At 42.7% G+C, this 24,911-nt stretch carries 20 protein-coding genes; 10 read left to right on the top strand and 10 right to left on the bottom strand.

The window, feature by feature from the left end; all coding sequences use genetic code 11:
* Positions 1-2: 2 nt before the first annotated feature.
* Complete coding sequence (gene secDF, locus NEE14_RS13595) at positions 3-3,002, bottom strand: protein translocase subunit SecDF (protein ID WP_251967195.1); 3,000 nt, start codon at positions 3,000-3,002, stop codon at positions 3-5.
* Between the two features lie 166 nt (positions 3,003-3,168).
* On the opposite strand from secDF, the gene NEE14_RS13590 reads away from it, so the two are divergent.
* Together NEE14_RS13590 and NEE14_RS13585 are read left to right on the top strand one after the other, a co-directional pair.
* Positions 3,169-4,176, top strand: coding sequence for a DUF4468 domain-containing protein (locus NEE14_RS13590; protein ID WP_251967194.1), 1,008 nt, complete (start codon positions 3,169-3,171; stop codon positions 4,174-4,176).
* A 16-nt stretch (positions 4,177-4,192) separates the two neighbouring features.
* Positions 4,193-4,744, top strand: coding sequence for a DUF4468 domain-containing protein (locus tag NEE14_RS13585; RefSeq protein WP_251967193.1), 552 nt, complete (start codon positions 4,193-4,195; stop codon positions 4,742-4,744).
* Positions 4,745-4,758: 14 nt separating this feature from the next.
* On the opposite strand, the gene NEE14_RS13580 is transcribed toward NEE14_RS13585, so the two are convergent.
* Genes NEE14_RS13580 through NEE14_RS13570 form a run of 3 tightly spaced genes read right to left on the bottom strand, consistent with a single transcriptional unit; the run spans position 4,759 to position 7,447 of the window.
* Positions 4,759-5,859 (bottom strand): endonuclease/exonuclease/phosphatase family protein, encoded by a 1,101-nt coding sequence (locus NEE14_RS13580; RefSeq protein WP_251967192.1) that lies wholly within the window; start codon positions 5,857-5,859, stop codon positions 4,759-4,761.
* Positions 5,860-5,865: 6 nt separating this feature from the next.
* A complete protein-coding gene (locus NEE14_RS13575) occupies positions 5,866-6,744 on the bottom strand; it encodes a rhomboid family intramembrane serine protease (RefSeq protein ID WP_251967191.1) in 879 nt (292 codons plus the stop codon).
* Complete coding sequence (locus tag NEE14_RS13570) at positions 6,725-7,447, bottom strand: rhomboid family intramembrane serine protease (RefSeq protein ID WP_251967190.1); 723 nt, start codon at positions 7,445-7,447, stop codon at positions 6,725-6,727. The genes NEE14_RS13575 and NEE14_RS13570 overlap by 20 nt, the downstream gene beginning before the upstream one ends.
* A 301-nt stretch (positions 7,448-7,748) precedes the next feature.
* On the opposite strand from NEE14_RS13570, the gene NEE14_RS13565 reads away from it, so the two are divergent.
* The 8 genes from NEE14_RS13565 to NEE14_RS13530 all read left to right on the top strand — a co-directional run bounded on the left by NEE14_RS13565 (position 7,749) and on the right by NEE14_RS13530 (position 18,191).
* On the top strand, positions 7,749-8,021 hold the full coding sequence (locus tag NEE14_RS13565; RefSeq protein ID WP_251967189.1) for an HU family DNA-binding protein: 273 nt from the start codon (positions 7,749-7,751) through the stop codon (positions 8,019-8,021).
* Between the two features lie 731 nt (positions 8,022-8,752).
* Positions 8,753-10,546 (top strand): arginine--tRNA ligase, encoded by a 1,794-nt coding sequence (gene argS / locus NEE14_RS13560; protein ID WP_251967188.1) that lies wholly within the window; start codon positions 8,753-8,755, stop codon positions 10,544-10,546.
* 500 nt (positions 10,547-11,046) lie between these two features.
* Positions 11,047-11,730: an ABC transporter ATP-binding protein gene (locus tag NEE14_RS13555; RefSeq protein ID WP_251967187.1), complete on the top strand. Its 684-nt coding sequence runs from the start codon at positions 11,047-11,049 to the stop codon at positions 11,728-11,730.
* Positions 11,723-12,985: an ABC transporter permease gene (locus tag NEE14_RS13550; protein ID WP_251967186.1), complete on the top strand. Its 1,263-nt coding sequence runs from the start codon at positions 11,723-11,725 to the stop codon at positions 12,983-12,985. The genes NEE14_RS13555 and NEE14_RS13550 overlap by 8 nt, the downstream gene beginning before the upstream one ends.
* A gap of 15 nt (positions 12,986-13,000) precedes the next feature.
* On the top strand, positions 13,001-14,263 hold the full coding sequence (locus NEE14_RS13545) for an ABC transporter permease (RefSeq protein WP_251967185.1): 1,263 nt from the start codon (positions 13,001-13,003) through the stop codon (positions 14,261-14,263).
* Positions 14,264-14,283: 20 nt separating this feature from the next.
* Positions 14,284-15,402: an efflux RND transporter periplasmic adaptor subunit gene (locus NEE14_RS13540; RefSeq protein WP_251967184.1), complete on the top strand. Its 1,119-nt coding sequence runs from the start codon at positions 14,284-14,286 to the stop codon at positions 15,400-15,402.
* 19 nt (positions 15,403-15,421) lie between these two features.
* Positions 15,422-16,771, top strand: coding sequence for a TolC family protein (locus tag NEE14_RS13535; protein ID WP_251967183.1), 1,350 nt, complete (start codon positions 15,422-15,424; stop codon positions 16,769-16,771).
* An 82-nt stretch (positions 16,772-16,853) separates the two neighbouring features.
* Positions 16,854-18,191 (top strand): MATE family efflux transporter, encoded by a 1,338-nt coding sequence (locus NEE14_RS13530; protein ID WP_251967182.1) that lies wholly within the window; start codon positions 16,854-16,856, stop codon positions 18,189-18,191.
* 18 nt (positions 18,192-18,209) lie between these two features.
* Here NEE14_RS13530 and NEE14_RS13525 read toward each other — a convergent pair whose 3' ends face one another.
* The 6 genes from NEE14_RS13525 to NEE14_RS13500 form a co-directional block, all read right to left on the bottom strand.
* Positions 18,210-18,818, bottom strand: coding sequence for an HU family DNA-binding protein (locus tag NEE14_RS13525; RefSeq protein WP_251967181.1), 609 nt, complete (start codon positions 18,816-18,818; stop codon positions 18,210-18,212).
* Positions 18,819-19,273: 455 nt separating this feature from the next.
* A complete protein-coding gene (locus tag NEE14_RS13520) occupies positions 19,274-20,458 on the bottom strand; it encodes a porin (protein WP_251967180.1) in 1,185 nt (394 codons plus the stop codon).
* A gap of 155 nt (positions 20,459-20,613) precedes the next feature.
* Complete coding sequence (gene nagB / locus NEE14_RS13515; RefSeq protein ID WP_251967179.1) at positions 20,614-21,426, bottom strand: glucosamine-6-phosphate deaminase; 813 nt, start codon at positions 21,424-21,426, stop codon at positions 20,614-20,616.
* 101 nt (positions 21,427-21,527) lie between these two features.
* Complete coding sequence (locus NEE14_RS13510) at positions 21,528-22,712, bottom strand: FprA family A-type flavoprotein (RefSeq protein WP_251967178.1); 1,185 nt, start codon at positions 22,710-22,712, stop codon at positions 21,528-21,530.
* Positions 22,713-22,725: 13 nt separating this feature from the next.
* A complete protein-coding gene (gene lgt / locus NEE14_RS13505; RefSeq protein WP_251967177.1) occupies positions 22,726-23,562 on the bottom strand; it encodes a prolipoprotein diacylglyceryl transferase in 837 nt (278 codons plus the stop codon).
* 91 nt (positions 23,563-23,653) lie between these two features.
* A complete protein-coding gene (locus tag NEE14_RS13500) occupies positions 23,654-24,550 on the bottom strand; it encodes a diaminopimelate dehydrogenase (protein WP_251967176.1) in 897 nt (298 codons plus the stop codon).
* Positions 24,551-24,911: the final 361 nt, after the last annotated feature.

Raw genomic sequence — 24,911 nt, 5'->3', positions numbered from 1 at the left:
AATTAAGCTTCCGTATTCTCAGCCAAACCGTGTTTCTTAATCTTACGTTTCTGTAATTCATAAGCAATCGGAGTCGCCACGAACAAGGTAGAATATGTACCGATCACGATACCTAACAAGATAGCGAAGGTAAAGCTTCGGATTGTACTACCACCCAGAATGAAGATACAGATTACAACAACCAATGTCGTCAATGATGTATTGAACGTACGACACAATGTTGAGTTCAAGGCATCGTTGATTACCTGGTAACGGTCACGCTTTGGATAGATACTGATCGTCTCACGGATACGGTCGAATACAACCACGGTATCGTTGATAGAATAACCGATGATCGTCAGGATAGCCGCAATAAACGTCTGGTCAACTTCCATTGAGAACGGCAACAGCTTCCACAACAAGGTGTAGAATGAAATAATACACAAGGTTGTTGTAGCAACAGAAGCGAAGGCTCCAACAGAGAATGATACATCACGGAAACGCAACAGGATATAGGCAGCCATACAGATCATTGAGAAGATAACCGCCAAGATCGCACTGTTCTTAATATCATCTGCCATGGACGGACCTACTTTCTGTGAACTCTGGATATAATCAGAAACGAACTGATCGACTGTTGTACCGTCTTTCAATAACGGCTTCAGGCCTTCATATAATTTCGATTCAATCTCACGGTCAATATTCGGATCCTGAACATCGATCTTGTAGTTAGTTGAGATACGTACCTGATCTGGAGTACCAATTGTAATTACACTGACAGCTCCATCCAATTGAGCATCCAACATAGAGCGGATGTCATCGGTCTTCACATTCTGATCAAAACGAACAATATAGTTGCGACCACCTGTGAAGTCGATACCCTTGTTCAAACCTACTGTCATCATTGAAATGACACCCAATATAACAATAGCCAACGGGATCAAATATCCAACCTTGCGAGCTCCCAAGAAGTTTACTTTCGGATTCTTCAACAAATCTTTCGTCATGTTGGTAACGAAAGTTACGTTGTTCAGTTTATCTTTTGCCAACAAGGCTTCATAAACAATACGTGTCAAGAACACGGCTGTTAAGAAAGAAGCACACAAACCGATAATCATTGTCGTAGCGAATCCACGGATAGGACCTGTACCGAAGTAGAACAAAACGATACCCGTAATGATAGAAGTCAAGTTAGAGTCGAAGATAGCAGAGAAGGCATTGCTGTAACCATCAGAGATTGCCTTGGCCAATGTCTTTCCTGCACGAAGCTCTTCTTTCGTACGTTCATAAATCAACACGTTCGCATCGACAGCCATACCTAAAGTCAACACCATACCGGCAATACCCGGCAATGTCAATACAGCTTGGAAGGATGCTAAAATACCCATCGTAAAGAAGATGTTAACTACCAATGCGCCATCGGCAATTAAACCTGGGATGACACCGTAGAAAGCACACATATAAAGCATCAACAATACCAAAGCCAATACGAATGAAATCACACCGGCATTGATAGCTTCCTGACCCAGTGACGGACCAACCACATCTTCCTGAACAATATGTACAGAAGCCGCCATCTTACCAGACTTCAACACGTTTGCCAAGTCTTTAGCTTCTTCCGGAGTAAAGTTACCTGTAATACGAGATTGACCTCCGGGAATTTCGCCTTCGACATTCGGAGCAGAATAGACGACTCCATCCAATACAATGGCAATAGAACGACCTGTATTCTCTTTAGTCAAACGAGCCCAGGCTTTTGCGCCTTCAGCGTTCATTTTCATACTAACTTCTTGACCAGAAACACCCGGCTGCTGTACGAAGTCGGAACTTGCATCCGTAATTACATCACCACCCAAAGCTGGAGTTCCGTCACGATTCGTTACCTTCAAGGCATATAATTCAAAGAACATGCCTTTTTCATCCATAGCCTTAACACCCCATTTCAGTGCTAAGTTACGGGGCAGCGCATCTTTCACCTGCTTCATGCTCAGATACTCATTGATCTTCGCCATATCTTTTGCCTGTGCATAACCAACTACTGCACTCGGAGCCAGCTGACCATTATACTGATTCAGCTGAAGCAAGGCAAACAACGGATGCTGTTTTGCAAATTCTTCAGCAGACTGGTCTTTTTCTACTTCCGGAGAATCCTGAATCTTGGCCAACAGAGAATCGGTTTCGCTTGTAACAGAATCAGCCTTTACAGCAGGAGCTTCTTCGGCAGAAGCAACGGCAGTTGAATCAGCTGCATCGCTGGCAGCCAGAACAGAAGCCAATACATTATCAGCGGCAACCAACTGCTGATAGATTTCAGGCAATTTATAAGTTTCCCAAAACTCCAGATTTGCACTACCCTGTAACAATTTACGTACACGTTCAGGTTCCTTTACACCCGGAAGCTCAACCAAGATACGGCCAGCTGTTTCCAGACGCTGGATGTTCGGAGATACAACACCGAAACGGTCTATACGAGTACGCAATACGTTAAATGAGTTATCAATGGCACTCTGCAACTCATCACGTAAAACGGCAATTACCTGATCATCCGAACTCTGCGGCGTAATTTTATCTTTCAACTCGAACGTACTGAAGATGGTAGCCAAACGAGCATTGCTGTCTAATGCCTTGTATTCGTCGGCAAACAGACTGATGAAATCTTTCTGGCTGGAAGCTTGCTTGGCATAAGCCAGATCCAATGCTTTGTTGAAGTTTTCATCCGGATTGTTGTTTGACAATGAACGAATCACATCAGGCACACTTAACTCCAGAATGACGTTCATACCGCCCTTCAAGTCAAGACCTAAGCTAATTTCCATCTCTCGGCATTCCTTAAGCGTATAGCCTAACCATACCTTCTCAGTAGATAATGAGTCTAAATAAAGACTTTCTTTTACAGGGTCACCTCCTGCATACTCAGCCGCCTTTTTATTATATCTATTTGTCACAAACGAGAAGGACAAATAGAACAAACAAACAAGCGTCAGCAGCACAGCAAAGACCTTTACAAATCCTTTGTTTTGCATTTTGTACTTATTATTTTTGTTATTACATTATTATATCCAATTTTTCACAGGGTGCAAATATAGAGTTTTTTTTCCTGATTAAGAGGAATTATAATAATTATTTACTTTTTTGATAGCTAATAAATGAGGCAAATATCTATCTTTGGGGGAAAATAGCTTTATTCTTATGAAACATTTATTTTTATTATTTGCATTTTTACCCTTTCTCCTGACGGCTCAAGAGGATTTAAAATACTTGGAAGGTGCTGTTCCGGTAGAAAATGGAAGAGTTGTCTTCTCGCAGGATATAAAAGTTCCTTCTCTTTCCCAAAATGAAGTGTTTGAAACAGCTTTGAACTGGGCTCAACAGCGATTTAACAACGACGAATGTCGGGTTGTATATCAGAATCGGGATAAAGGCGAACTTGCGGCAGCCGGAAAAGAATATATTGTCTTTTCTAGTACGGTTCTTTCGTTAGACCGGTCAAAGATGAGTTATCAGGTACTGGTGTATTGTAAAGATCAGCTTTGTACCATCAAGCTAACCAACATCCGGTATGAATACAATGTTGCCTACCAGCGTGAACCTGAGAAATACGTTGCAGAAGAATGGATTACCGACGAAAATGCGATATACAAAGGCAAGCTGAACCGCATCAGTGGAAAATTCCGCCGAAAGACCATCGATTTTGCCGATGAATTATTTGCCAATGCACAAAATGCTTTCGGGCAACAGGCCTTACAGGCTCAGGCTGTAAATCCAACGCCTGCCGCCAAGGCAGAAACAGCCCCTGCTAAAGAAGACAAACCGGCTGTTCAACCGGTAGCTCCTTTAGGTACACCAGCTGGATTTACCCAAATGGCTGCCAGCAATATACCGAACACATTGAAACAGCTCCTGCCGGAAAGTGATATGCGTATCAAGATGGCCGACAATAACCTCAACGAAAGTCAGGCAGAATGGAAAGGAATCAGCACGCTCTTCGGTAAGGAAATTGCGTCATTCTCTGCTGATGCCAATTCAGCTTTCTGCAAAGGAGTGAAAGAGGGTGAAATCTATACGATCCAGTTCTCCAAGAAACCATTTGCACAGGATGCTGTATGGATGATTTTGGAATGTAAGATGCAGGGTTTGACGCCTGACGGAAATAATCAGACGGTTATTGGAGAGATCATAAATGTTTGGGTGAAATAAATAACAGATAATCTGTATGAAGAAAATTTTCATAGCGCTACTGCTTCTCTTCCCTGTGCTTGTTTCAGCACAGGGACATAAAGGCTCTGTCGAAGCCTGTTCTCCGATGAAAAACGGAAAAATATATTATGAAGATCAGGTTGATATGGACGGCATGAGCCAGAATACCATCTTCAAAGGCATCAGTAAATGGGCCAAGAAGAATTACGGGAAAGACGTATTCCTTTCGAACGTGGTAACGAACAAGAAAAAACATACGATCCTGGTCAGTTCAACGGTAGAACTCTTGCTGAATGATACAGACAAGACATTGGTTACCTACCGGATGTTTATCGAATGCTTTGACGGAAAGTATACAGCCAGTATGACGGATATCAAATATGAATATGATCCGAAGAACGAAAAGAAGCACAAAGACATACCGGCAGAAGACGTCATCGCCAACGGTGGCAAAGGCAACAAGGTTTCTTATATCAAGAATCCGAAACTGTTTTGTGATGCCACCTATTTCTTTGCCGAGAATCTCTTCGGCGATGTATTCAATTCGTTGGACGAAGACATGGAATAACTTTCTTCAGACCATTATTCCAGCTGCAGATAACACCACATGGGATAATGGTCTGAATAATGAACATCATCAACCGTACAATTATAGGGCTTGATATTGGGTGAACAGAGAATATGATCAATCCGGAACCAGAAGAAATTCTCATTATACGAAACGCCCATGCCACTTCCTGAAGCCGAAAAAGCATCTGTCAGCCCGTTCCCAATAGTATGATGGGCATACGAGATCGGCGTATCATTAAAATCTCCGCAAACAATCGTATATTCATTGGATGAATCGGCTACGGCTTTTGCCACCGTTCGAGCCTGTGCAGCCCGAATCTTGAAGGCTGCACCCAACTTCTGCTGTATCGTTCCTTTCAAATTACCAAAACTCTCCGAATCCATTTCCTTGATAAAAGACGCATACTTCGACCGGTCTTCCGACGTCAGCTTAAAGGATTCCAAATGGTTATTTACCAGTGTAAGTTTCTTGTCCCCGATTCGGATGGTATAGATGGCCGAACCGTTATATTTGCTGTCATATTTAATACGCCGGCTCTTTTCAATCGGATACTTGGAAAACAAAGCAATGCCAAAACGTAATCGCCCCGTCCGGTTCAAATAAATGACCGAACGGTATGGATACATATCCAATTCCCGGTAGATTTTCTTTTTCGTCAGGTATTTACTCTGTGTATCTTCTGCGTATTCCTGCAGACAGACGATATCAGCTCCCGACTGAGCAATGTATTCGATCGTCGGATTCGGCGTTTCTTCGGTATGAGGTTTATAACCGAAGGCCATTATATTATATGTAAGCAGCTTGATGGTATTTTCCTGCGGAATATCATCTGTCCGCGAATGTATCGGGAAATAGAGTTTCACCTGCCCCCAGCATAACAGAAACGAAAGGAGGCCGATCCCAATAAAACGCCACTCCTGCGTAAAAAGCCAGTAGGCCGTCAGACACAGATTCAAAATACAGAATATAGGAAAGCCCAATCCTAAATAAGCACCCAACGTAAAAGTTTCAGGAGAAATCCGATCGGAATAAGCAGCCAAAAGAAAGAGGATGACAACCACCACGTGAACTGTCAGGAAAAATGACTGGAATATGATCCGAAAGAATTTCATACCGCTTTACTTTTTACTGGCATCAAACAATTGTTTCTTCTCGTCGGAAGTAAGACTTTGATAGCCCGATCGCTTCAGCTTATCTAAAATGGCATCCAAATCGGCCGCTTCCCGTTGTTTACGCGCATTGTATTCATAATCCGTCTCGGCCCTTTTATAGGTGACCTTCATACGAGGTTTGCGGGAAAAAAGATTGGCCAATTTATCAATCAGCCGGTTTAGCGGACGGGTTATGTCTTTTCCGGCACGCATCCGCGAAGCAAACAGAATCCCGAACAAGGCACCTCCGATATGGGCTAAATGACCTCCGGCGTTTCCCGACGTTATCGACAGCAAATCAAGCAGCAAGGTCAGGATCGCCAGATAATAGATTTTAATCCGACCAATCAGGAAAAGCATGACTTCTTCTTCGCGGGCATAAAATGAGACCCCGAAAACAATGGCCATCACCGAGGCTGAAGCACCTAAAAGATAACTGCTGGAAGCCGCATCGGCATAATAAGGGAAGATGTTATAAGCTATCATAAAGAGGATGGCACCAAAGATTCCTCCCGACAAATACACACCCAACAGTTTGCGCTGGTCAAAGTGATTCAGGAACATACGCCCGAACCAGTACAGCCACAACAGGTTAAACAGAATATGCAGCACCTCATAATGGGTAAACATATACGTCAGTATCGTCCAGGGCTGGTATAAGAATTCCTGAAAGGAAGAAGGGAATTCCAGATACCGCAGGTAATAAGTTCCGTCGAGGTTGAACAGCAACAAGAAGATATCTGCCAGACGTATCAATAAAAAGAGGGCAATATTCACATAGATGATGCGGAGCAAGATATCTCCTTCCCGGAACCGATTTCGTATATTAGATAAAAAACTGTCCATTGCTCAAATCTTTCTTTTTCCAATATTTAATCAGTATATATCCAAACAGCATACCGCCTAAATGAGCAAAGTGAGCCACACTGTCGCCACTGAAATTGGCAACGCCCATCGTCAGTTCGGCCAATCCGTAAAAGATGACGAAATATTTTGCCTTTATAGGAATCGGAACAAACATCAGATACAGGGGAACATTCGGGAAAAGCATCCCGAAAGCCAGCAGAATACCGAAAACAGCTCCCGAAGCACCGACTGTTACGAACAGATTATAGAACTCTTCCTTATTCAATATCTGTCCGCCACCGATATTCACCAGCTCCTGCGGAGCATTGATCACATCTCTCAAGTCGAAATACCAAGTCAATTCCTGCACCAGTCCGGCACCTATTCCCGTCACCATGTAGAAGATCAGGAAACGCTTTGGTCCCCAAACATTTTCGAGCACCCGACCGAACATATACACCGCAAACATATTGAAGAATACATGCGCAAACGAATGCGTATCATGCATGAACATATAAGATATCAGCTGAAAGGGATAGAAATCTTTAGCTCCCGGGAAATGCAGTCCCAACAAGTCGATCAGATTGATGCCGATCTTGGGCAAACTCAGACTCGCCACCCAGAATAAAAGATTAATGATAATAAGATTCTTTGTCACTACCGGGATCCTGTCTAAGAATCCTCCGCCATTTTGATTCATCATACTTTTTTAATCTTGCGATAAAACATCGTTTTTACAAACTCCCCGACGACAGCCTTCCGTTTATTTCCAGACAGACACCTGCCGGCCTAGAGCTTCATCGGGCCTCTACTTAAACAATTTATTCTCTACAAAGGTAAGTATATTTTATTTTTTTCCTTCAAATCGCCCTTAAAACATAATAGAATATCAAAAAAACCGTAAATTCCTTTGTTATCGAATAAAATAAAAGTACTTTTGGAACGATTTATCGTTCTAATTTTCAAAACGAAAACATACTATTAATTACATAATTATTTTTATTATGAACAAAACAGAATTTATCAATTCAATCGCAGAGAAATCTGGATTGAGCAAAACTGATGCCAAAAAGGCATTAGATGCTTTTGTGGATACAGTTGCTTCTGAATTAAAAGCAGGTAACAAAGTAGCTATCCTCGGTTTCGGTACTTTTAGTGTCAATGAAAAAGCTGCGCGCACAGGTTTAAACCCAAGAACTAAAGAATCAATCGTTATCCCGGCTCACAATGTAGCTAAATTCAAGCCAAGTAATGAATTGAACGATTCACTGAATTGATTCTATTTTTACACGGAATAATAAACAAAGGTGCAAGCTTTGCGGTTGCGCCTTTTTTATTTTCTCAAATATCATTTTACTTCTATAATTAGGACATCCTCATCTTTTTGCTGTTTTTTTCGCCTTTTCTCAAACACTCATTTTTCTTACTTCGGGCATTTTTTCATCGTTTTCTGGTTCGTTTTTCAATAAAACAGACGAAAATCAAGCTTTTTCATGCCTAAAAACGAAGAAATTCATACCTAAGAAATTCCCAAAAGACCTTACTTTTTTAGAATTTCCTGCCTGGATTTTCGGGAAAAGCCAGGCAGAAACGGAAACAAATGTCCCGAATTCCGTATTCAGTGCCTTTTTCATCCACAAAAAGCTCTTTTTTCAGGCTTAAATCAGGCTCAAATCAGACTATCAATCTGCTTCTATTTTTACTGTCTGAAAAACAGGACAACTAAAAACATCTCTCTCATGCCTTCTTTCTCTTCAGCATGTCAATTATTCGAAGTTATTTCCAACCATTTTGTCAAACCCAAAGTCTCAATGCGGCGCATAAAAACAATCAGCGCTGTACTCACGTCTGTACAGCGCAAGGATCAGAGGGGTATTTTGACAAAATGACAAATTGTTCATTTAGTAAAAAAGTAAGTCAACAGATTCATTTCCGCACGGATAGAAGCAGTAAATATCAGCGAAAAGACGTACCTTTGCCGAAAATTAGCTAATAGAAGACAATAGATATGGTTATTGAACAGCAAATTACCGGTTCTGTCATTGCCGGTATCAAAGAATTGTATGGTGCAGATGTAACCGAGGCACAAGTACAGTTGCAGAAAACAAAGAAAGAATTCAAAGGGCATCTTACCTTGGTTGTCTTTCCTTTCCTGCGTATGTCCAAGAAATCTCCGGAGCAGACAGCTCAAGAATTGGGCGAATACCTGGTAAAAAACGAACCGGCAGTGGCTGAGTTCAATGTGATTAAAGGATTCTTGAACCTGACCGTTGCCTGTGGTTGCTGGATTGATCTGTTGAACGAAATCAATGCCCAGCCGGAATATGGCTTTACGAAAGCGACCGAAAACTCACCACTGGTCATGATCGAATATTCTTCTCCTAACACAAACAAGCCTTTACACTTAGGTCACGTTCGTAACAACCTGTTAGGATATAGTTTGTCGAAGATCATGGAAGCCAACGGTAATAAGGTAGTGAAAACAAATATCGTGAACGACCGTGGTATCCATATCTGCAAATCCATGTTGGCATGGCAGAAATGGGGCAATGGTATTACACCCGAAAAGGCTGGCAAGAAAGGCGATCATTTAATTGGCGACTTCTATGTCTTGTTCAGCAACAAACTGAAAGAAGAGACTGCCGCCCTCGAAGCAAAAGGAATGACCAAGGAAGAAGCCGAAGCCGCTTCTCCACTGATGCAGGAAGCCCGTGAAATGCTCCGCAAATGGGAAGCCGGAGATCCGGAAGTCCGCTCGTTATGGAAGATGATGAACGACTGGGTGTACGCCGGTTTCGACGAAACCTACAAAATGATGGGTGTCAGCTTCGATAAGATTTACTACGAATCAGAAACCTATCTGGTAGGAAAAAGCAAAGTGCTGGAAGGACTGAAAAAAGGTATTTTCTATCGCCGCGAAGACGGTTCGGTATGGGCCGACTTACGCAATGAAGGTCTGGATGAAAAGCTTTTGCTGCGCGCCGACGGTACTTCGGTTTACATGACACAGGATATCGGTACAGCAAAACTCCGCTTCGACGATTATCCGATCAACAAGATGATCTATGTGGTAGGTAACGAACAGAACTATCATTTCCAGGTATTGTCTATCCTGTTAGACAAACTCGGATTTGAATTCGGCAAAGGCCTGGTACATTTCTCTTACGGTATGGTGGAATTGCCGGAAGGAAAGATGAAGAGCCGCGAAGGAACCGTAGTTGATGCCGACGACCTGATGGAAGAAATGATCAATACTGCCCGCGAAATCTCTCAGGAATTAGGGAAACTGGATGGTCTGACTCACGAAGAAGCTGAAGATATTGCCCGGATGGTTGGTTTGGGCTCGCTGAAATACTTCATCTTGAAAGTAGATCCGCGCAAGAATATGACATTCAACCCGAAAGAATCTATCGACTTCAATGGTAATACCGGTCCTTTCATCCAGTATACATATGCCCGTATCTGCTCCGTATTACGTAAAGCAGCAGAACAGGGAATCGTTTTACCGGCTGCTTTGCCAACCAACTTCGAGATATCAGAAAAAGAAGAAGGACTGATCCAGCTGCTGGCCAACTTCAAGGCTATCGTGAAGGAAGCTGGTGAGACATATAGTCCGGCACTGATAGCCAACTATACATACGATCTGGTAAAAGAATACAATCAGTTCTACCATGACTTCTCGATCTTGCATGAAGACAATGAGCAGTTAAAGGTATTCCGTCTGGTTCTTTCTGCCAATGTTGCCAAGATTGTGAAGGAAGGCATGGGCTTATTGGGAATTGAAGTTCCGGAACGGATGTAATTTCTGGTTGGATAATTTCCTAAAAGAAAACGAAGTCCAAGAAACATTTTAATAGCTTTCAGTAAACGGATTATAGGTTCAGACAGCAGTTGTCGCTTACGACATAACATCTATTCCTATAATCCGTTACTTTTTACATAACAGTTCTTCTTTCCTGTTAGTTTAATTTATCATTTTTCCATACGTATAACAGCCTGATTCCCGCCACTTTCACTTACTTACATCTGACAAATGTATCTTTTCTTTGTTAAATATACCTAATAATAAGTATCATGCGATACAAGGTACTTATTATATTCCTACATTTGTTTCGCTAACATATAGTGAAAACATGAAAGCATAAGAAAACACATTGAATCAGACATCAGCAGAACGGAAGCGCTGATAAACGAAATAAAGAGAGTGAAGTAAACTAAAAGTAAAAACACTACCGATATTTCTTGATTCAAAACTGTAACAAATCACATGTATGTTGCGTCTAATATATAAACAGTAAAGCAATGATTGAACTACGAGACATCAACAAGACGTATTTTAATGGAGCACCTCTCCATGTCCTGAAAGGAATCAACCTGGATATAGATAAAGGAGAAATGGTTTCTATCATGGGAGCGTCGGGTTCCGGGAAATCGACCTTATTGAATATCCTCGGTATTCTTGACACATACGACACGGGAACCTATACTTTAAACGGGCAATTGATTAAAGACTTAAGTGAAAGCCGGGCAGCCGAATTAAGAAACCGGATGATCGGATTCATCTTTCAGTCGTTTAACCTGATCTCGTTTAAGAATGCCGTGGAAAACGTCGCGCTTCCTCTTTATTACCAGGGTATTTCCCGAAAGAAACGGAATGCCATGGCGCTGGATTACCTAGATATGGTCGGATTAAAGGACTGGGCCGAACACATGCCCAACGAAATGTCTGGAGGACAAAAGCAGCGCGTTGCCATTGCCCGTGCCCTGATTGCCAAACCCCAGATTATTCTCGCAGACGAACCAACCGGAGCGTTAGACAGTAAGACGACGGTTGAAGTCATGGAATTGCTGCGTAACGTCAATAAAGAAGGAATGACGATGATCATTGTCACGCATGAACAATCAGTTGCCGACGCGACTGATCGTATCATCCGCCTGAAAGACGGTTTGATTTCAAATATAGAAAAAGGGAAAGGCCATGTTTGAATTTGATGATTTTAGGGAAATCTGGAGTACCATCAGGCAGAACAAGCTCCGCACATTCCTGACCGGCTTCTCCGTTTCATGGGGAATCTTCATGCTGATCATCATGTTGGCTGCCGGAAACGGACTGAGGAACGGCGTAATGCATAACTTCCGGAATATGTCGATGAACAAGGTTCAGGTTTGGAATGGGTATACCAACAAACCGTGGAAAGGCATGCAATCCGGTCGGAGTATCAGCTTTAAGGAAACAGACCTGACGATTGTGAAGAACCGATTCAAGGAAATTGATTTACTATCGGCCAATGTCTGGCATAACGATACGCTCTATGTCAACAAAGAGTTTATCAGCGGTGAAATGCAAGGCGTCTTTCCCGACCATGCAAAGATCAATTATGTAAATGTGAAATCAGAGAACGGACGTTTCATCAATGATCTGGATATGCGGGAAGAGCGAAAAGTCATCGTTTTAAGTCCGCGTATGGCTGAAGTCCTTTTCCCCGGACAAAATGCGGTAGGCCAATACCTCAAAGCCGGGAAACTGATGTGGCAAGTTGTAGGAGTTTACAACGATGACGAGAAAAGCAACAATGCGCCGGCTTATATTCCTTTCACCACAGCCCGCAGTCTGTATAATAAAGGATATGGATTCAGCAGCTTTTCCTTCACCTTAAATGGGGTCGTCAGCAAGGAAGCCAACGAGAAATTCGAGAAAGACTTCCGTACATTGATGGCCCAGCTACATCAATTCGACCCGACTGATACCAATGCCATCGGTATGTGGAACACAGCTGAGAGCTTCCGTATGATGAATAATATCATGAATGGTATTGCTTTGTTTATATGGGTTGTTGGTATCGGCACCTTAATTGCCGGAATCGTAGGTGTAAGTAATATCATGTTGATTACAGTCCGCGAACGGACGAAGGAGTTTGGTATCCGAAAGGCTATTGGAGCTAAGCCATCCTCCATCCTGCGTTTGATCATTACGGAATCAATTCTGGTAACAGCAGTCTTCGGATATGTCGGTATGTTGGGAGGAATCGGCCTGACAGAGCTGATCAACAGTGGTATGGAAGCCGCCGGAGTAGGTGAAAACCCGGGACAAGGAGGAACAATCTTCCTCAACCCAACAGTTAATTTAAGTATCGCTATAGCTTCAACGCTACTGATTGTCATAGCAGGTGTGCTGGCAGGTTACTTTCCTGCCCGGAAAGCTGTTCGCATCAGTGCCATTGAAGCCATGAGAGCCGAGTAAAGAAAGGAGGCGAATATGTTTTTAATCGACAGAGACAGATGGATTGAAATATGGGTAACTATCACCCGCAATAAAACAAGAAGCCTGCTGACTTGCTTTGGTGTCTTTTGGGGAATCTTGATGTTGGTCTTGCTTTTAGGAGCAGGAACGGGACTAAAGAATGCGGTTTTAGGCGAGACGGAAGGCGTTGCTACCAACTCAGTCTTCTTTTATGCAGACAAGACCAGCCTGCCTTATAAAGGATTTAATAAAGGAAGAAGCTGGAATTTGCGCAATCGTGATGTAGCAACCATCCAAAGGGAAGTAGAAGGTATTGACCAGATCGCACCGATGATCTTTGGAAGCAGTAATGATAAGAATGTAGTATATGGACAAAACAGCGGTACTTACTATGTGAAAGGCGTTACTCCTGCCTACTTCTTCATCGAGACACAAGATATGTTGTTCGGTCGACCGCTCAACACGATCGATGAGAAAGAGAAACGAAAAGTCTGCACCATCGGAATGGATGTTAATAAAGCACTTTTCCAGAATGGGAATCCGTGTGGGAAATACATTCGGGTAAACGGATTGTATTATCAGATTGTCGGTGTGACGAAAGCTAAATCAACCAGTATGAATATCAACGGGCGTTCCGACGAAAGCGTATTTATTCCGTTCAGTACCTTACAGCAGAGTATGAATCTTGGCGATAAGATTTTCCTCGTAGCCATCAGTATTCTGCCCAACTATGATGTGGAAGCGATTATCCAGCAAGCCAAGCAGATCATCTTTCAGCAGAATGAAATTGCACCCGAAGACCCACAGGCTTTGGGAACCATCAATATTGCTGAGATGTTTCGCACCTTTTATCTGCTATTCATGGGAATCGATATTCTGATTTGGATTGTAGGCTTAGGAACTTTATTGGCAGGTATTATCGGAGTTAGTAATATCATGATGGTAACTGTCAAGGAACGGACCAAGGAAATCGGGGTTCGCCGAGCATTGGGTGCCAAGCCTTTTGATATCATTTCGCAGGTAATGAGTGAAAGTCTTATGCTGACAGCGATGGCAGGCTTACTGGGATTAAGTACAGGCGTATTCTTATTGGACTTCGTCAATCGTATCCTGACGGCCACACCCAGCGATGATATTGTGATTAAAGATCCGAGTGTCAATATACAAACAGCGATTGCCGCTACCATTATCCTATTAATCAGCGGACTGTTGGCAGGACTGATTCCTGCATGGCGTGCCATGCAGATCAAGGCAATCGATGCATTAAGAGATGAATAATATAAAAAAGCTCAATGAATATGAAGAACAGAATCGTGAAGAAGATTATGAGAACGCTGTTGCTTGTCATTATCTTCGCTGCCGTAGGTGGAACTTTCTATTTCCTTTGGCAGAAGGCACAGCCGGTAATTACGGTGTATGAGATCGTAACGCCTACTATCGGTAATGTAGAAACAAAAGCCGTAGCGACAGGAAATGTAGAGCCTCGTTACGAAGTCGAAATCAAACCTCAAATCTCCGGTATTATTGCTGAACTGAAGAAAGAAGCCGGTCAGATGGTAAAGCAGGGAGAAATCATCGCCACCATTAAGGTAATCCCGGAAATGGTGCAATTGAACAGCGCTGAATCTCGGGTTAATGTAGCGGAAATTTCCCTTAAACAAATAGAAGAAGTCTATAAACGGGATCAGCAACTCTACCAGCAAGGTGTCATAGCGCAGGAAGAGTTCGAAACCAGTAAGGCGAATTACCAAAAGGCGGTAGAGGAACGTAACACGGCACAAAGCGAATTAGAGATTGTACGTGACGGTATTTCCAAAAACTCCAACGTAAGCAGTACAACCCAAATCCGCAGCACGATTACCGGAATGATTCTGGATATTCCTGTTAAGGTTGGTAACTCGGTGATCCAGGCAAATAACTTCAACGACGGAACAACGATTGCAACGGTGGCAGATATGAACGATATGATCTTTAAAGGGAAAGTCGACGAAACCGAAATCGGTCGTATTCACGAAGGAATGCCTATCAAACTGACTATCGGAGCGATGGAAAGCCGCAAGCTGGATGCACAATTGGAATACGTTTCTCCGAAAGGCGTCGAAGAGAACGGTGCCATTCAGTTCGAGATTAAGGCGGCTTTGCAAGTACCGGAAGATGCTTTTATCCGCGCCGGTTACAGTGCCAATGCCGAGATCGTCCTGAAACGGGCTGACAGTGTATTGACTATCCCTGAAAGCACGGTTGAATTCGACGGTGATTCTACCTTCGTCTATCTGCTGAAGCAGGAGAAACCGGAACAGGTGTTCGAGAAGAAACAAATCGAAATCGGTCTTTCCGACGGTATCAACATTGAAGTTAAAAGCGGACTGGATAAGGATACGAAGATTCGTGGCGCCGCTATCCAACCGGAAAAATAACCCTTAAGCAGCAGATGTTATGAAACGATTGATTCTATTAACAGGAATTTCCGCCTGCTTGCTTTCGGCTCCAGCCTGGAGTAACGAACCAGTCAAGACGTGGTCGCTCGAAGAATGTATCCGCTATGCGATAGAACATAATATCGATCTGAAGCAACGTCAGCTCGATCATGACAATAAGAAGGTGGAATTGCATACCAGTAAGTACAGCTGGCTGCCTGACTTGAATGCGAATATCGGACAGAACTTCGACTTTGGCCGCTCTCCTTCGAAGACAGGTGTAATTGTAGACCAGAACTCAGCCAACAGTTCGGCTTCTATTTCCTTGTCGATGCCAATCTTCGACGGTTTCAAGATTCCAAATGACATCGCCGCCAAACGATTAAACCTGCAGGCAGCTGTCGAAAACCTGAATAAAGCCAAAGAAGATCTCTCTATCAACATTGCTTCGTATTATTTGCAGGTCTTGTACAACAAAGAGATGGAGCGAATTGCCGAACTCCAACTGGCTTTGAGTCAGGAGCAAATCACCAAGACGGAAGCCATGGTAAAAGCAGGGAAAGTTCCGTTGTCACAACTCTATGATATCAAGGCACAGGCAGCCAACGATGAAGTATCGCTGACCGAAGCCCGCAATAATGTCAAGCTGGCTTTGCTGGATTTAGCACAGAGTCTGGAGCTGGAACGGAGCGGAACTGAATTTGATATCGTCACACCGGCAACGGATAATGCAGTCAATACTTATATGAGCAGCATTATTCCACCGGATGATATTTATCAACAGGCAGTAACATTCAAGCCTCAAATCAAGGAGCAAGAGTATCTGTTGGAAAGTATGAAAAAGCAATTGAAGGTAGCTCAGTCGTATTATTATCCGAAGATTAACTTCGGAGCCAGCTATTCCAATGGTTATTATCATTACTATACCGGAGATGTTGAAATGCCCGCTTTCGCAGATCAGTTGGCACAGAACGGACGAAAGACCATCGGTTTCTCGTTAAGTATTCCGCTTTTCAACCGTTTCCAGGTGCGGAACAGTGTACGACAAGCGCGTATTAGTATCCATAATCAGGAGCTGATGATGGAGAATACCAAGAAAACGCTCTATAAAGAGATACAACAGGCTTATTACAATGCAACGGCGGCACAAGAGAAGTATTTGGCTTCCGACAAATCCGTGCTGGCAAGTAAGGAAGCTTTCAAGTATGCAGAAGACCGGTATAATGCCGGAAAGAGTACGGTATTCGAATTCAACGAAGCGAAAACCAAGTATGCAAAAAGCTTGGCTGAACAGGCACAATCCAAATATGAATTCATTTTCCGGGCCAAGATCCTGGACTTCTACAACGGTACACCGCTGAAGTTATAAACATTCTCGGAAAAGAAATAAGGAAAAGGAGCCAAGGAATAGAAAACTATCTATACCTTTGGCTCCTTAAAACTTTTCAGGCATGAATCATCTGTATAAAAGAGATCTGACAAAAGGTTCCATCGCCGGTAGTATGCTTCGCTTTGCCTTGCCGCTTATGTTGGGAAACCTGTTGCAGCAATGCTATAATATTGCCGACACACTAATCGTTGGTCAGGTATTAGGTGCAGAGGCTTTGGCCGCAGTCGGATCTTCTTATGCCCTGATTGTCTTTATTACTTCGATCTTTATCGGCTTATGTATGGGATGCAGTGCCGTCCTTTCCATGCAATATGGGGCAAAAGACATCCGACAGATGAAGCAAAGTATTTTCTCTTCCCTGCTGATTGTCGGAGGAACGACGCTCCTGCTCAATATCTTGTCGCTGGCTTTCCTTTCACCCATCATCAAGATACTGCAAACGCCACCCGAACTTGAAGCGATAACTTACCAGTATCTCTTCCTGATCTTCTTAGGTATGATACCGATGGCCGTTTATAATTTCTATGCCTTCCTGCTCCGTTCGGTAGGTAATTCCTCCAGTCCGTTGTATTTTCTGCTTATATCTGTTGCCCTTAATATCGTATTGGATGTACTGTTTATGGTAGGATTGAAAATGGGTGTGGAAGGAGCAGCCTTGGCAACCGTTATCTCTCAAATCGTTTCTGCCGCAGGCATCTACCTATATACGTGGAAACAATTTCCGGAGTTACGTTTATCGCGCGATGACCGGCAGATCAACTTTTCTGCTATTCGGAAGATTGCCTCCTTTTCCTACCTGACTTGCATGCAACAGTCCGTCATGAATCTGGGTATTCTAATGGTGCAGGGACTTGTAAACAGCTTTGGAACGACCGTCATGGCCTCATTTGCCGCTGCCGTTAAAATTGATTCGTTTGCCTATATGCCGGTACAAGATTTCGGAAATGCTTTTTCAACCTTCATCGCCCAAAACTTCGGTGCCCAACGAGAAGACCGGATTTGCCGGGGAATCCGTTGCGCCTGGCTGACAACCACGCTGTTTGCCGGCATCGTTTCTGTACTGGTTTTCTTCTTTGCTACCGAACTGATGCGTATTTTTATCCCGGCAACCGAACAGGAAATCATATCAATCGGTGTCACCTATCTGCAAATCGAAGGCAGTTTCTATATTGGTATCGGTTATTTATTCCTGTTCTACGGATATTTCCGAGCCGTATCCCGTCCCTCTGTTTCCCTTATTCTGACCATTATTTCACTGGGGACAAGAGTCATACTCGCCTACTCGCTGGCCGCTATCCCAAGTTTAAGTTACAACGGCATCTGGTGGTCTGTTCCCATCGGTTGGATCTTAGCAGATATTGCCGGTGTTTTATTCTATAGAAGGCTGCATGTTTTATAGATAGAAAAGGCTACTAATTTATTTTTCCTGAATAGTTCCCTTCCGATACAACGGATGCTTTAAGGAAGCTATATTGACAATCTTCTTTTCGTCCCGCAAACGCTTCAGATGACGGACAGCCGTTGAATACGTCAGCCCGCAATATTCCTGAAACTGACTACGGGTCAAAGTCTCTTTTTCTTCAAAGTAAGTTGCCACCATCTCATCGATCTGTGCATCCGTATAAGCCTTTGAATGCGATTTTTCTTTCTGACGGACAAAATTGGTTTTCCGCAGTTGCTGTTTCATCTGTGCAGCCGGGCGGAAGGCAACCGACTTAAATTGAATCGATTCTGAACGGACTTCTTTTGGTGATTTAACCGAAGGGCATTTCAATGTCATCTGCAAATATCCGATTCCATCCAGGTGAACGCTATAACCATCCCGTAACTTTTCGGCCATAATATCGGCTAAAGCCACTAATGCAGCCTTTACATCTGCCGTCGATAAACTACACCGATTCTGGATTTCTTCTGCAAGTTTTTCCGTGTTTATCGTGCCACTCGGAACGATCCGAGCATGGTATCGTGCTTTTTTCTTGCTTCCTGGCAGCTTGGGATTCTGATAGAAGTCGTAATTCGCTGACATTTTTTATTCCGTTTTTACTGTCAATTCATCTTTTATATCCGAGAAACTAATTAAATCACCTTTATGAATTGATCAAATCACATTTGTGACTTAATCAATTCACCTAGGTAATGCAATTAATTCACTCATATGATACAAAAAGTTTCTTGGCACAAATGTACGAATAATTAAACGATTTACAACAAATTTCAACGGATTAATATTTGTTAATATAGAGCCGTAAATTGTTGGAAAACGAAGGGTTGCAGGGTTTCAAATACGATTTCAAGGCGAAGGAAACAGGAAAAGCAAAAGTGAGTGGTTAAAAGACTGTACCTATAAAAAGATATTCAAATCGACCGATAGGAATAAAAACGCTTGTAATAATGGAAAAATAAAGGTTCTTGAGTAACCCTTTAAGAATGAAGTTACCCAAAAAACATTTATAATCAGACGTATCAAATAAAGCAGAAAGGTTAAATCACCGGAATGGTATAAAGCATTCCCAACATGATCTGCTGGGTAGAGTAATCTTTTCCCCCGATTTGTTTGGCCAGTTCAGGGAAATGAATCTTCTTGTATGAGAGGTGTAAGAAAACTTGCAGGTCTCTTTTCTTCAAAGGATAATACTCAAAGCAAAGTTGTGTATTCCATGTCTGGCGATACGTTCCTTTCTGATAGATCCAGTTATCCTTGTAAACACTGCCTGATTCATATACTCCTTTCACGTACATATTCAATTTCGGATGCAGACGATAGTCGAAATTAGCAATCCAAGTTAAGTACTGAACATATTGAGCCGTCATAGGAGATTCTTTCTCGACCGACTGAATTGATGATACAAGCCCTTTAGAATCGACTTCTTCCCTCGAATACAGACAATCCAGATATGCCAGAACCGGACCTCTTTCCCACACATTGCCAAAAGTCAGGTAATAAATACCCCGGTCTCGCAGAATCTGTCCGGCAGCAGCCGAATAATAAAACTGCAAAGCCTGGTCGTTACAAAACTTACCCACCCAGTTTAATGCGCCCATCAAAGGGACTTTAGGCATGTAAGAACCCGTACCTACATTGATTTCAGCTTCCGTCTCCACCCGATTATTCGCTACTTCAAGTGTAAGCGACTGATGGGGCTTTATCTGATACGTACCAGAAATTCCGGTCAGATAAGCTGGCGTATAATTATTGAAGTCAGAGAACTCTCGAACCCTGATTGAATTGACATAATATTCATAGCCACCAAGCATGAAGAACTGCTTGCCGGCTGTTAAAGTAAAGCGATCTGTTATATCCCAACCCATATTCGCCAGCTCGACATGCGTTGACAATTCATCTACCGTATTCGGGTTTGTGTATTTATTGTAGGTATAACGGAAATGATAGGAAAACTTATCGAAGAAACGCCCCAAGACTTCCATGCGCAAACGATTCAACTTAAAGCTGGCCTGATCTAAACTAAAATCCTGAAAGCCGGTAGTAAATGATGTACAGAACTGAAAATTCAGATGCGATGTAAAAGAACGGGCATCTTCTTTCTTCAACTGTTCATAAAGAGACTTCTGATGTTCGAGCGAATCAACCAGAGCCCAGTCTTGAGCCTTTAATGAAGTGCTCAACAGCAGGCAAGCGGTCCATATCAGATAAAGAGTAGCTTTCATACATATCCAGGTCTTATATTCCCCGAAGATAGATATTATATTTAAGTTCTGCAAGTCTTTATTCGCCGCTATCTAGAGCAAACGGTAACAAAAAAAGACGTCGCCCCAGATAATTCCGCGACGACGTCTACCTTTTCTATATCTAATTAAACTATTTATTTCAACAGAGAATCCGGACACAGATGGTCTTTTTCAATATCCTTGAAGTAATTGTAAGTACCCACCTTCAGTTCAGCACAAGCAGCATCATCACAAACGATGATTCCTTTCGGATGTAACTGCAAAGCAGTAATTGTCCACATCTGGTTAACGGCACCTTCAACAGCCTGCTGCAAAGCACGCGCTTTATTATGACCGTTCACCATAATCAAAACTTCCTTAGCATCCAAAACTGTACCAACGCCTACGGTTACAGCTGTCTTTGGAACCTTATTCACATCGTTGTCAAAGAAACGAGAATTGGCAATGATCGTATCTGTAGTCAATGTCTTCATACGAGTACGAGAAGCCAAAGATGAACCCGGTTCATTAAAAGCAATATGTCCGTCAGGACCGATACCGCCCAAGAACAGATCTACGCCGCCAACTGCTTTCATTTTAGCTTCGTAAGCAGCACATTCAGCTTCAATGTCTGCAGCATTTCCATTCAGAATGTTTACATTTTCCGGTTTGATATCAATATGACTGAAGAAATTATTCCACATAAAAGAATGGTAGCTTTCGGGATGTTCTTTCGGCAGACCTACATATTCATCCATATTGAAAGTAATGACATTCTGGAAAGAAACAACACCTTTCTTATTCAATTCGATCAGGTTCTTATACATGCCTAATGGAGATGATCCGGTTGGCAAACCTAATACGAATGGTTTTTCTGGCGTCGGATTTGCCTGTTTAATCTTGGCTGCAACGTAATTAGCTGCCCATTTTGACAGCAGTTCGTAATTCTGTTCAATAATTAGTCTCATAATATTATAATTTAAATGTGCGAATGTTCAACGTCTTTCATCATTATCGCCCGTAAACATTCACAAATATAGTCATTTAATTCGTTTAATCTGTATAAAAATCAGATTCTTTCTGCCATTGCCTTACCCAGTTCCCAGCAAGCTTCATACTTATCCTGCTTCAAGCCTTGCTTTTGTTCTACCGGAGTACCGACAACTTCCCAGTTCATTTTCTCCCCGAAAGCAGCCAGACGCTTTACTGCAGCTCCCGCCCAAGAGAAGGATCCGAAATAACCGAACAGGCGGTTCTTCACTTCGCGTATTTCTATCTTCTGCAATAATGAATCGATTTCCGGATAAAGCTGATTGCAATAAGTAGGACATCCGATAATAACCGCCTTGTATTTGAAGATATCTTTCAAGATATAAGAAGCATGACTTTTGCTGACATTGTGCATAACAATGTTTTTCACTCCATGCTCAGCTAAAGATGCGGCAATCGTTTCGGCCATTTGTTCGGTATTGCCATACATACTGCCATAAACGATTACGACACCGTCTTGTCCTTCGTAACGGCTCAGTTCATCGTATATCTTGATCACATCCGGAATATATTTTGTCCACACCGGTCCGTGAGTTGAACACAGAGTTTTGATTTCCAGCCCCGACAGCTTCTGCAAGGCCTTTTGTACCGGATTACCATATTTACCTACGATGTTGGCATAATAACGGCGCATTTCATCCCAGTAATGATCCAGGTTCATGTCTACATCCATTACGGCTCCATCCAGCGAACCGAATGTTCCAAAGGCATCGGCCGAGAAAAGAATCTTATCAGTTGCATCGTATGTCACCATTACTTCCGGCCAATGTACCATCGGTGCCAGATAGAAAGAAAGCTGATGATGACCGATACTCAATGTATCACCTTCTTTTACTTCCAACAATCCAGTATGAATGCCGTGGAATCCTTCCAGCATGTCGAAGGTGCGCTTGTTTCCTATAATCTGTACGTCCGGATAAAGCTGGCGGAGCAGACGGATGCTTCCCGAATGATCCGGTTCCATATGATTTACAATCAGGTAATCCAACGTACGACCTGCCAACGCATCTTCTATCTTCTTCAAGAAGATATCTGAATAGCAGACATCAACCGTATCGACCAATACTGTCTTTTCATCAACGATCAGATACGAATTGTAAGAAACTCCATAAGGTAAAGGCCACATGTTTTCAAACAAAGCCTTCTGGCGATCATTTACACCTACATAATAAACTTTATCAGCAATTTCCTTCAGTTTGTACATATATATTATTGTTTTATTTTAATGTTTGGGGTTTACCGGATTGACGGCAGGCTCTAATAACAAACCATATACCTGCCAATACAAACGGAATACTAAGTAATTGTCCCATATTCAATACCATATTGGCTTCGAATGCTTCCTGGTCGTTCTTCAGGAATTCGATAAAGAAACGGGATGTGAATATACAGATCATGAATACACCAAAGATAAGTCCCTCGCGCTTCCAGGCTTCTTTCCGGAAATACAGCCACATACACAGGAAGAATGTCAGGAGATAACAAAGGGCTTCATATAGCTGTGTCGGATGACTCGGCGCAGAGAATATCGGTTCGGCACCGGCTTTCCAGGCATGCAAGTTTTCAATAAAGCGAAAAGCCCAGGGAACATCAGTAGGATGACCATAGATCTCGTGGTTCATCAGGTTACCCAAACGGATCATGGCTGCGACCAGTCCCGTCGGTACCACCAGCTTGTCGAATGTCCACAGCATACTTTTATGGGTAACCCGCTTGGAATAAAAGTAAATGGCGATAATAATACCCAATGTTCCACCATGGCTGGCAAGCCCACCTTCCCAAATTTTAAGGATTTCTATCGGATTAGCCAGATAATAATCCGGCGCATAAAAAAGACAATGTCCCAAACGTGATCCGATTACCGTACCAAAGATGGTGTACATCAACAAGGAATCGATCCACTCCGGCTTGAGCTTCTCTTGTTTCCACATTTTCTGAACGATCATATATCCAATCCAGAAACCAACAGCAAAAGCCAAGCCATACCATCGAATCTCTCTCGAACCGATTGAGAAGATGGCCGGATCAGCTGTCCATGTGATAAAATCCAACATAAGTATTCGATTGAAAACAAAAAAACTGAAAGTTGAAAAAGAAGAGCACTTCCTTCACTCTCCGATTTTCAACTTTCAATCTTCTATCTGATTAAACAAGTCTTCTGATCAAGGCTTCACGATCGCCATACAGCATATCGATGATTGGCAATTCGATCATTGTATAAGCTCCCGGTTTCTGCTTCATACTGGCGCGGGCAACAGCTACCAGAATCTGAGCAGTCAGCGCCGGATTGTTGATCTTCATGTCGAATTCGATCAACTGGTTCTGTGTTTTACCCGATACACCTTTTCGTACCAAGTTTACACCGTGTCCCATATCCAACAAGTTATCTACGCTTTCAACCTGCATCACGTGAGTTTCATCGTGGGCAAAGTAATCGTCGGCTTTGATAGCAGCAGCAACCTGCTTAAAATCGTATCCGTCTTTCACTTCGATGTAAACCATACGACGATGAACGCCGGTTCCCAACGGAATTGTCATACTCAATGCCGCCTTTACGCCTTCAATTGCTTTAACAGCTACGGTATGTCCCATGCTCATACCCGGACCAAAGTTTGTATATGTAATACCTTTCGGCACCATTGCTTCCAACAAAGCACGGACAACTGAATCGCTTCCCGGATCCCAACCGGCTGAAATAACAGAAACCCGGTTGTGAGCCTTCGCTACTTCGTCCAACGAACGGCGAAGATCTGCGATTCCACCATGAATATCAAAGCTATCTACTGTATTAATGCCTAAAGCCAAGATTTCTTTTGCATAATGTTCCACCTGACGAGTCGGAGTTGCCAAGATAGCGACATCCACTTTTTCCAGTTTTGAGATATGATCTACAACCGGATAAGCTTGTAACTCGGCCGGAATATCATTCGGATTACGACGTACAACGCCAGCAACTTCAAAATCAGGGGCGGCCTGCAAAGCCTCCAGAACATACTTTCCAATGTTGCCATACCCAACGATGGCTGCTCTAATCTTTTCCATAAACTTTATAAATGTTCTATTTGTCGCAAAGGTAGAAATAAATCAGCATTAATATCAGTCATACAACAAAAAATAACCGATTTTAGTTTATAAAAATCAGCACGAAAGCTTCTATAAAAACAAATTATCCAATTCGATTCTATCTGTATATAACGGTCAAAAACCAGCATCCATTGTTCGGAATCTGTTAAACTACAACGCCAGTCCGGAAACATTTTCTTCCCGCTTACTTTAAAAAGAGAGGCGTTTCTGCCTAAAAATTTATCGTTCCACCCTTGTGGTACGATCGTTTCACCTTTGTGGAACGATCTCTTCACCCTTGTGGAACGATCATTCCACCCGGGTGAAACGGTATAAATAA

It is taken from the genome of Parabacteroides sp. AD58, from assembly GCF_023744375.2.
Lineage (GTDB): Bacteria > Bacteroidota > Bacteroidia > Bacteroidales > Tannerellaceae > Parabacteroides > Parabacteroides absconsus.
This window is presented reverse-complemented; position numbering and strand designations above follow the sequence as displayed.

Bases quoted from the DNA above. Each gene is read 5' to 3' on its own strand.
- secDF (WP_251967195.1), bottom strand. From the start codon at position 3,002: ATGCAAAACAAAGGATTTGTAAAGGTCTTTGCTGTGCTGCTGACGCTT.
- NEE14_RS13590 (WP_251967194.1), top strand. From the start codon at position 3,169: ATGAAACATTTATTTTTATTATTTGCATTTTTACCCTTTCTCCTGACG.
- NEE14_RS13585 (WP_251967193.1), top strand. From the start codon at position 4,193: ATGAAGAAAATTTTCATAGCGCTACTGCTTCTCTTCCCTGTGCTTGTT.
- NEE14_RS13580 (WP_251967192.1), bottom strand. From the start codon at position 5,859: ATGAAATTCTTTCGGATCATATTCCAGTCATTTTTCCTGACAGTTCAC.
- NEE14_RS13575 (WP_251967191.1), bottom strand. From the start codon at position 6,744: ATGGACAGTTTTTTATCTAATATACGAAATCGGTTCCGGGAAGGAGAT.
- NEE14_RS13570 (WP_251967190.1), bottom strand. From the start codon at position 7,447: ATGATGAATCAAAATGGCGGAGGATTCTTAGACAGGATCCCGGTAGTG.
- NEE14_RS13565 (WP_251967189.1), top strand. From the start codon at position 7,749: ATGAACAAAACAGAATTTATCAATTCAATCGCAGAGAAATCTGGATTG.
- argS (WP_251967188.1), top strand. From the start codon at position 8,753: ATGGTTATTGAACAGCAAATTACCGGTTCTGTCATTGCCGGTATCAAA.
- NEE14_RS13555 (WP_251967187.1), top strand. From the start codon at position 11,047: ATGATTGAACTACGAGACATCAACAAGACGTATTTTAATGGAGCACCT.
- NEE14_RS13550 (WP_251967186.1), top strand. From the start codon at position 11,723: ATGTTTGAATTTGATGATTTTAGGGAAATCTGGAGTACCATCAGGCAG.
- NEE14_RS13545 (WP_251967185.1), top strand. From the start codon at position 13,001: ATGTTTTTAATCGACAGAGACAGATGGATTGAAATATGGGTAACTATC.
- NEE14_RS13540 (WP_251967184.1), top strand. From the start codon at position 14,284: ATGAAGAACAGAATCGTGAAGAAGATTATGAGAACGCTGTTGCTTGTC.
- NEE14_RS13535 (WP_251967183.1), top strand. From the start codon at position 15,422: ATGAAACGATTGATTCTATTAACAGGAATTTCCGCCTGCTTGCTTTCG.
- NEE14_RS13530 (WP_251967182.1), top strand. From the start codon at position 16,854: ATGAATCATCTGTATAAAAGAGATCTGACAAAAGGTTCCATCGCCGGT.
- NEE14_RS13525 (WP_251967181.1), bottom strand. From the start codon at position 18,818: ATGTCAGCGAATTACGACTTCTATCAGAATCCCAAGCTGCCAGGAAGC.
- NEE14_RS13520 (WP_251967180.1), bottom strand. From the start codon at position 20,458: ATGAAAGCTACTCTTTATCTGATATGGACCGCTTGCCTGCTGTTGAGC.
- nagB (WP_251967179.1), bottom strand. From the start codon at position 21,426: ATGAGACTAATTATTGAACAGAATTACGAACTGCTGTCAAAATGGGCA.
- NEE14_RS13510 (WP_251967178.1), bottom strand. From the start codon at position 22,712: ATGTACAAACTGAAGGAAATTGCTGATAAAGTTTATTATGTAGGTGTA.
- lgt (WP_251967177.1), bottom strand. From the start codon at position 23,562: ATGTTGGATTTTATCACATGGACAGCTGATCCGGCCATCTTCTCAATC.
- NEE14_RS13500 (WP_251967176.1), bottom strand. From the start codon at position 24,550: ATGGAAAAGATTAGAGCAGCCATCGTTGGGTATGGCAACATTGGAAAG.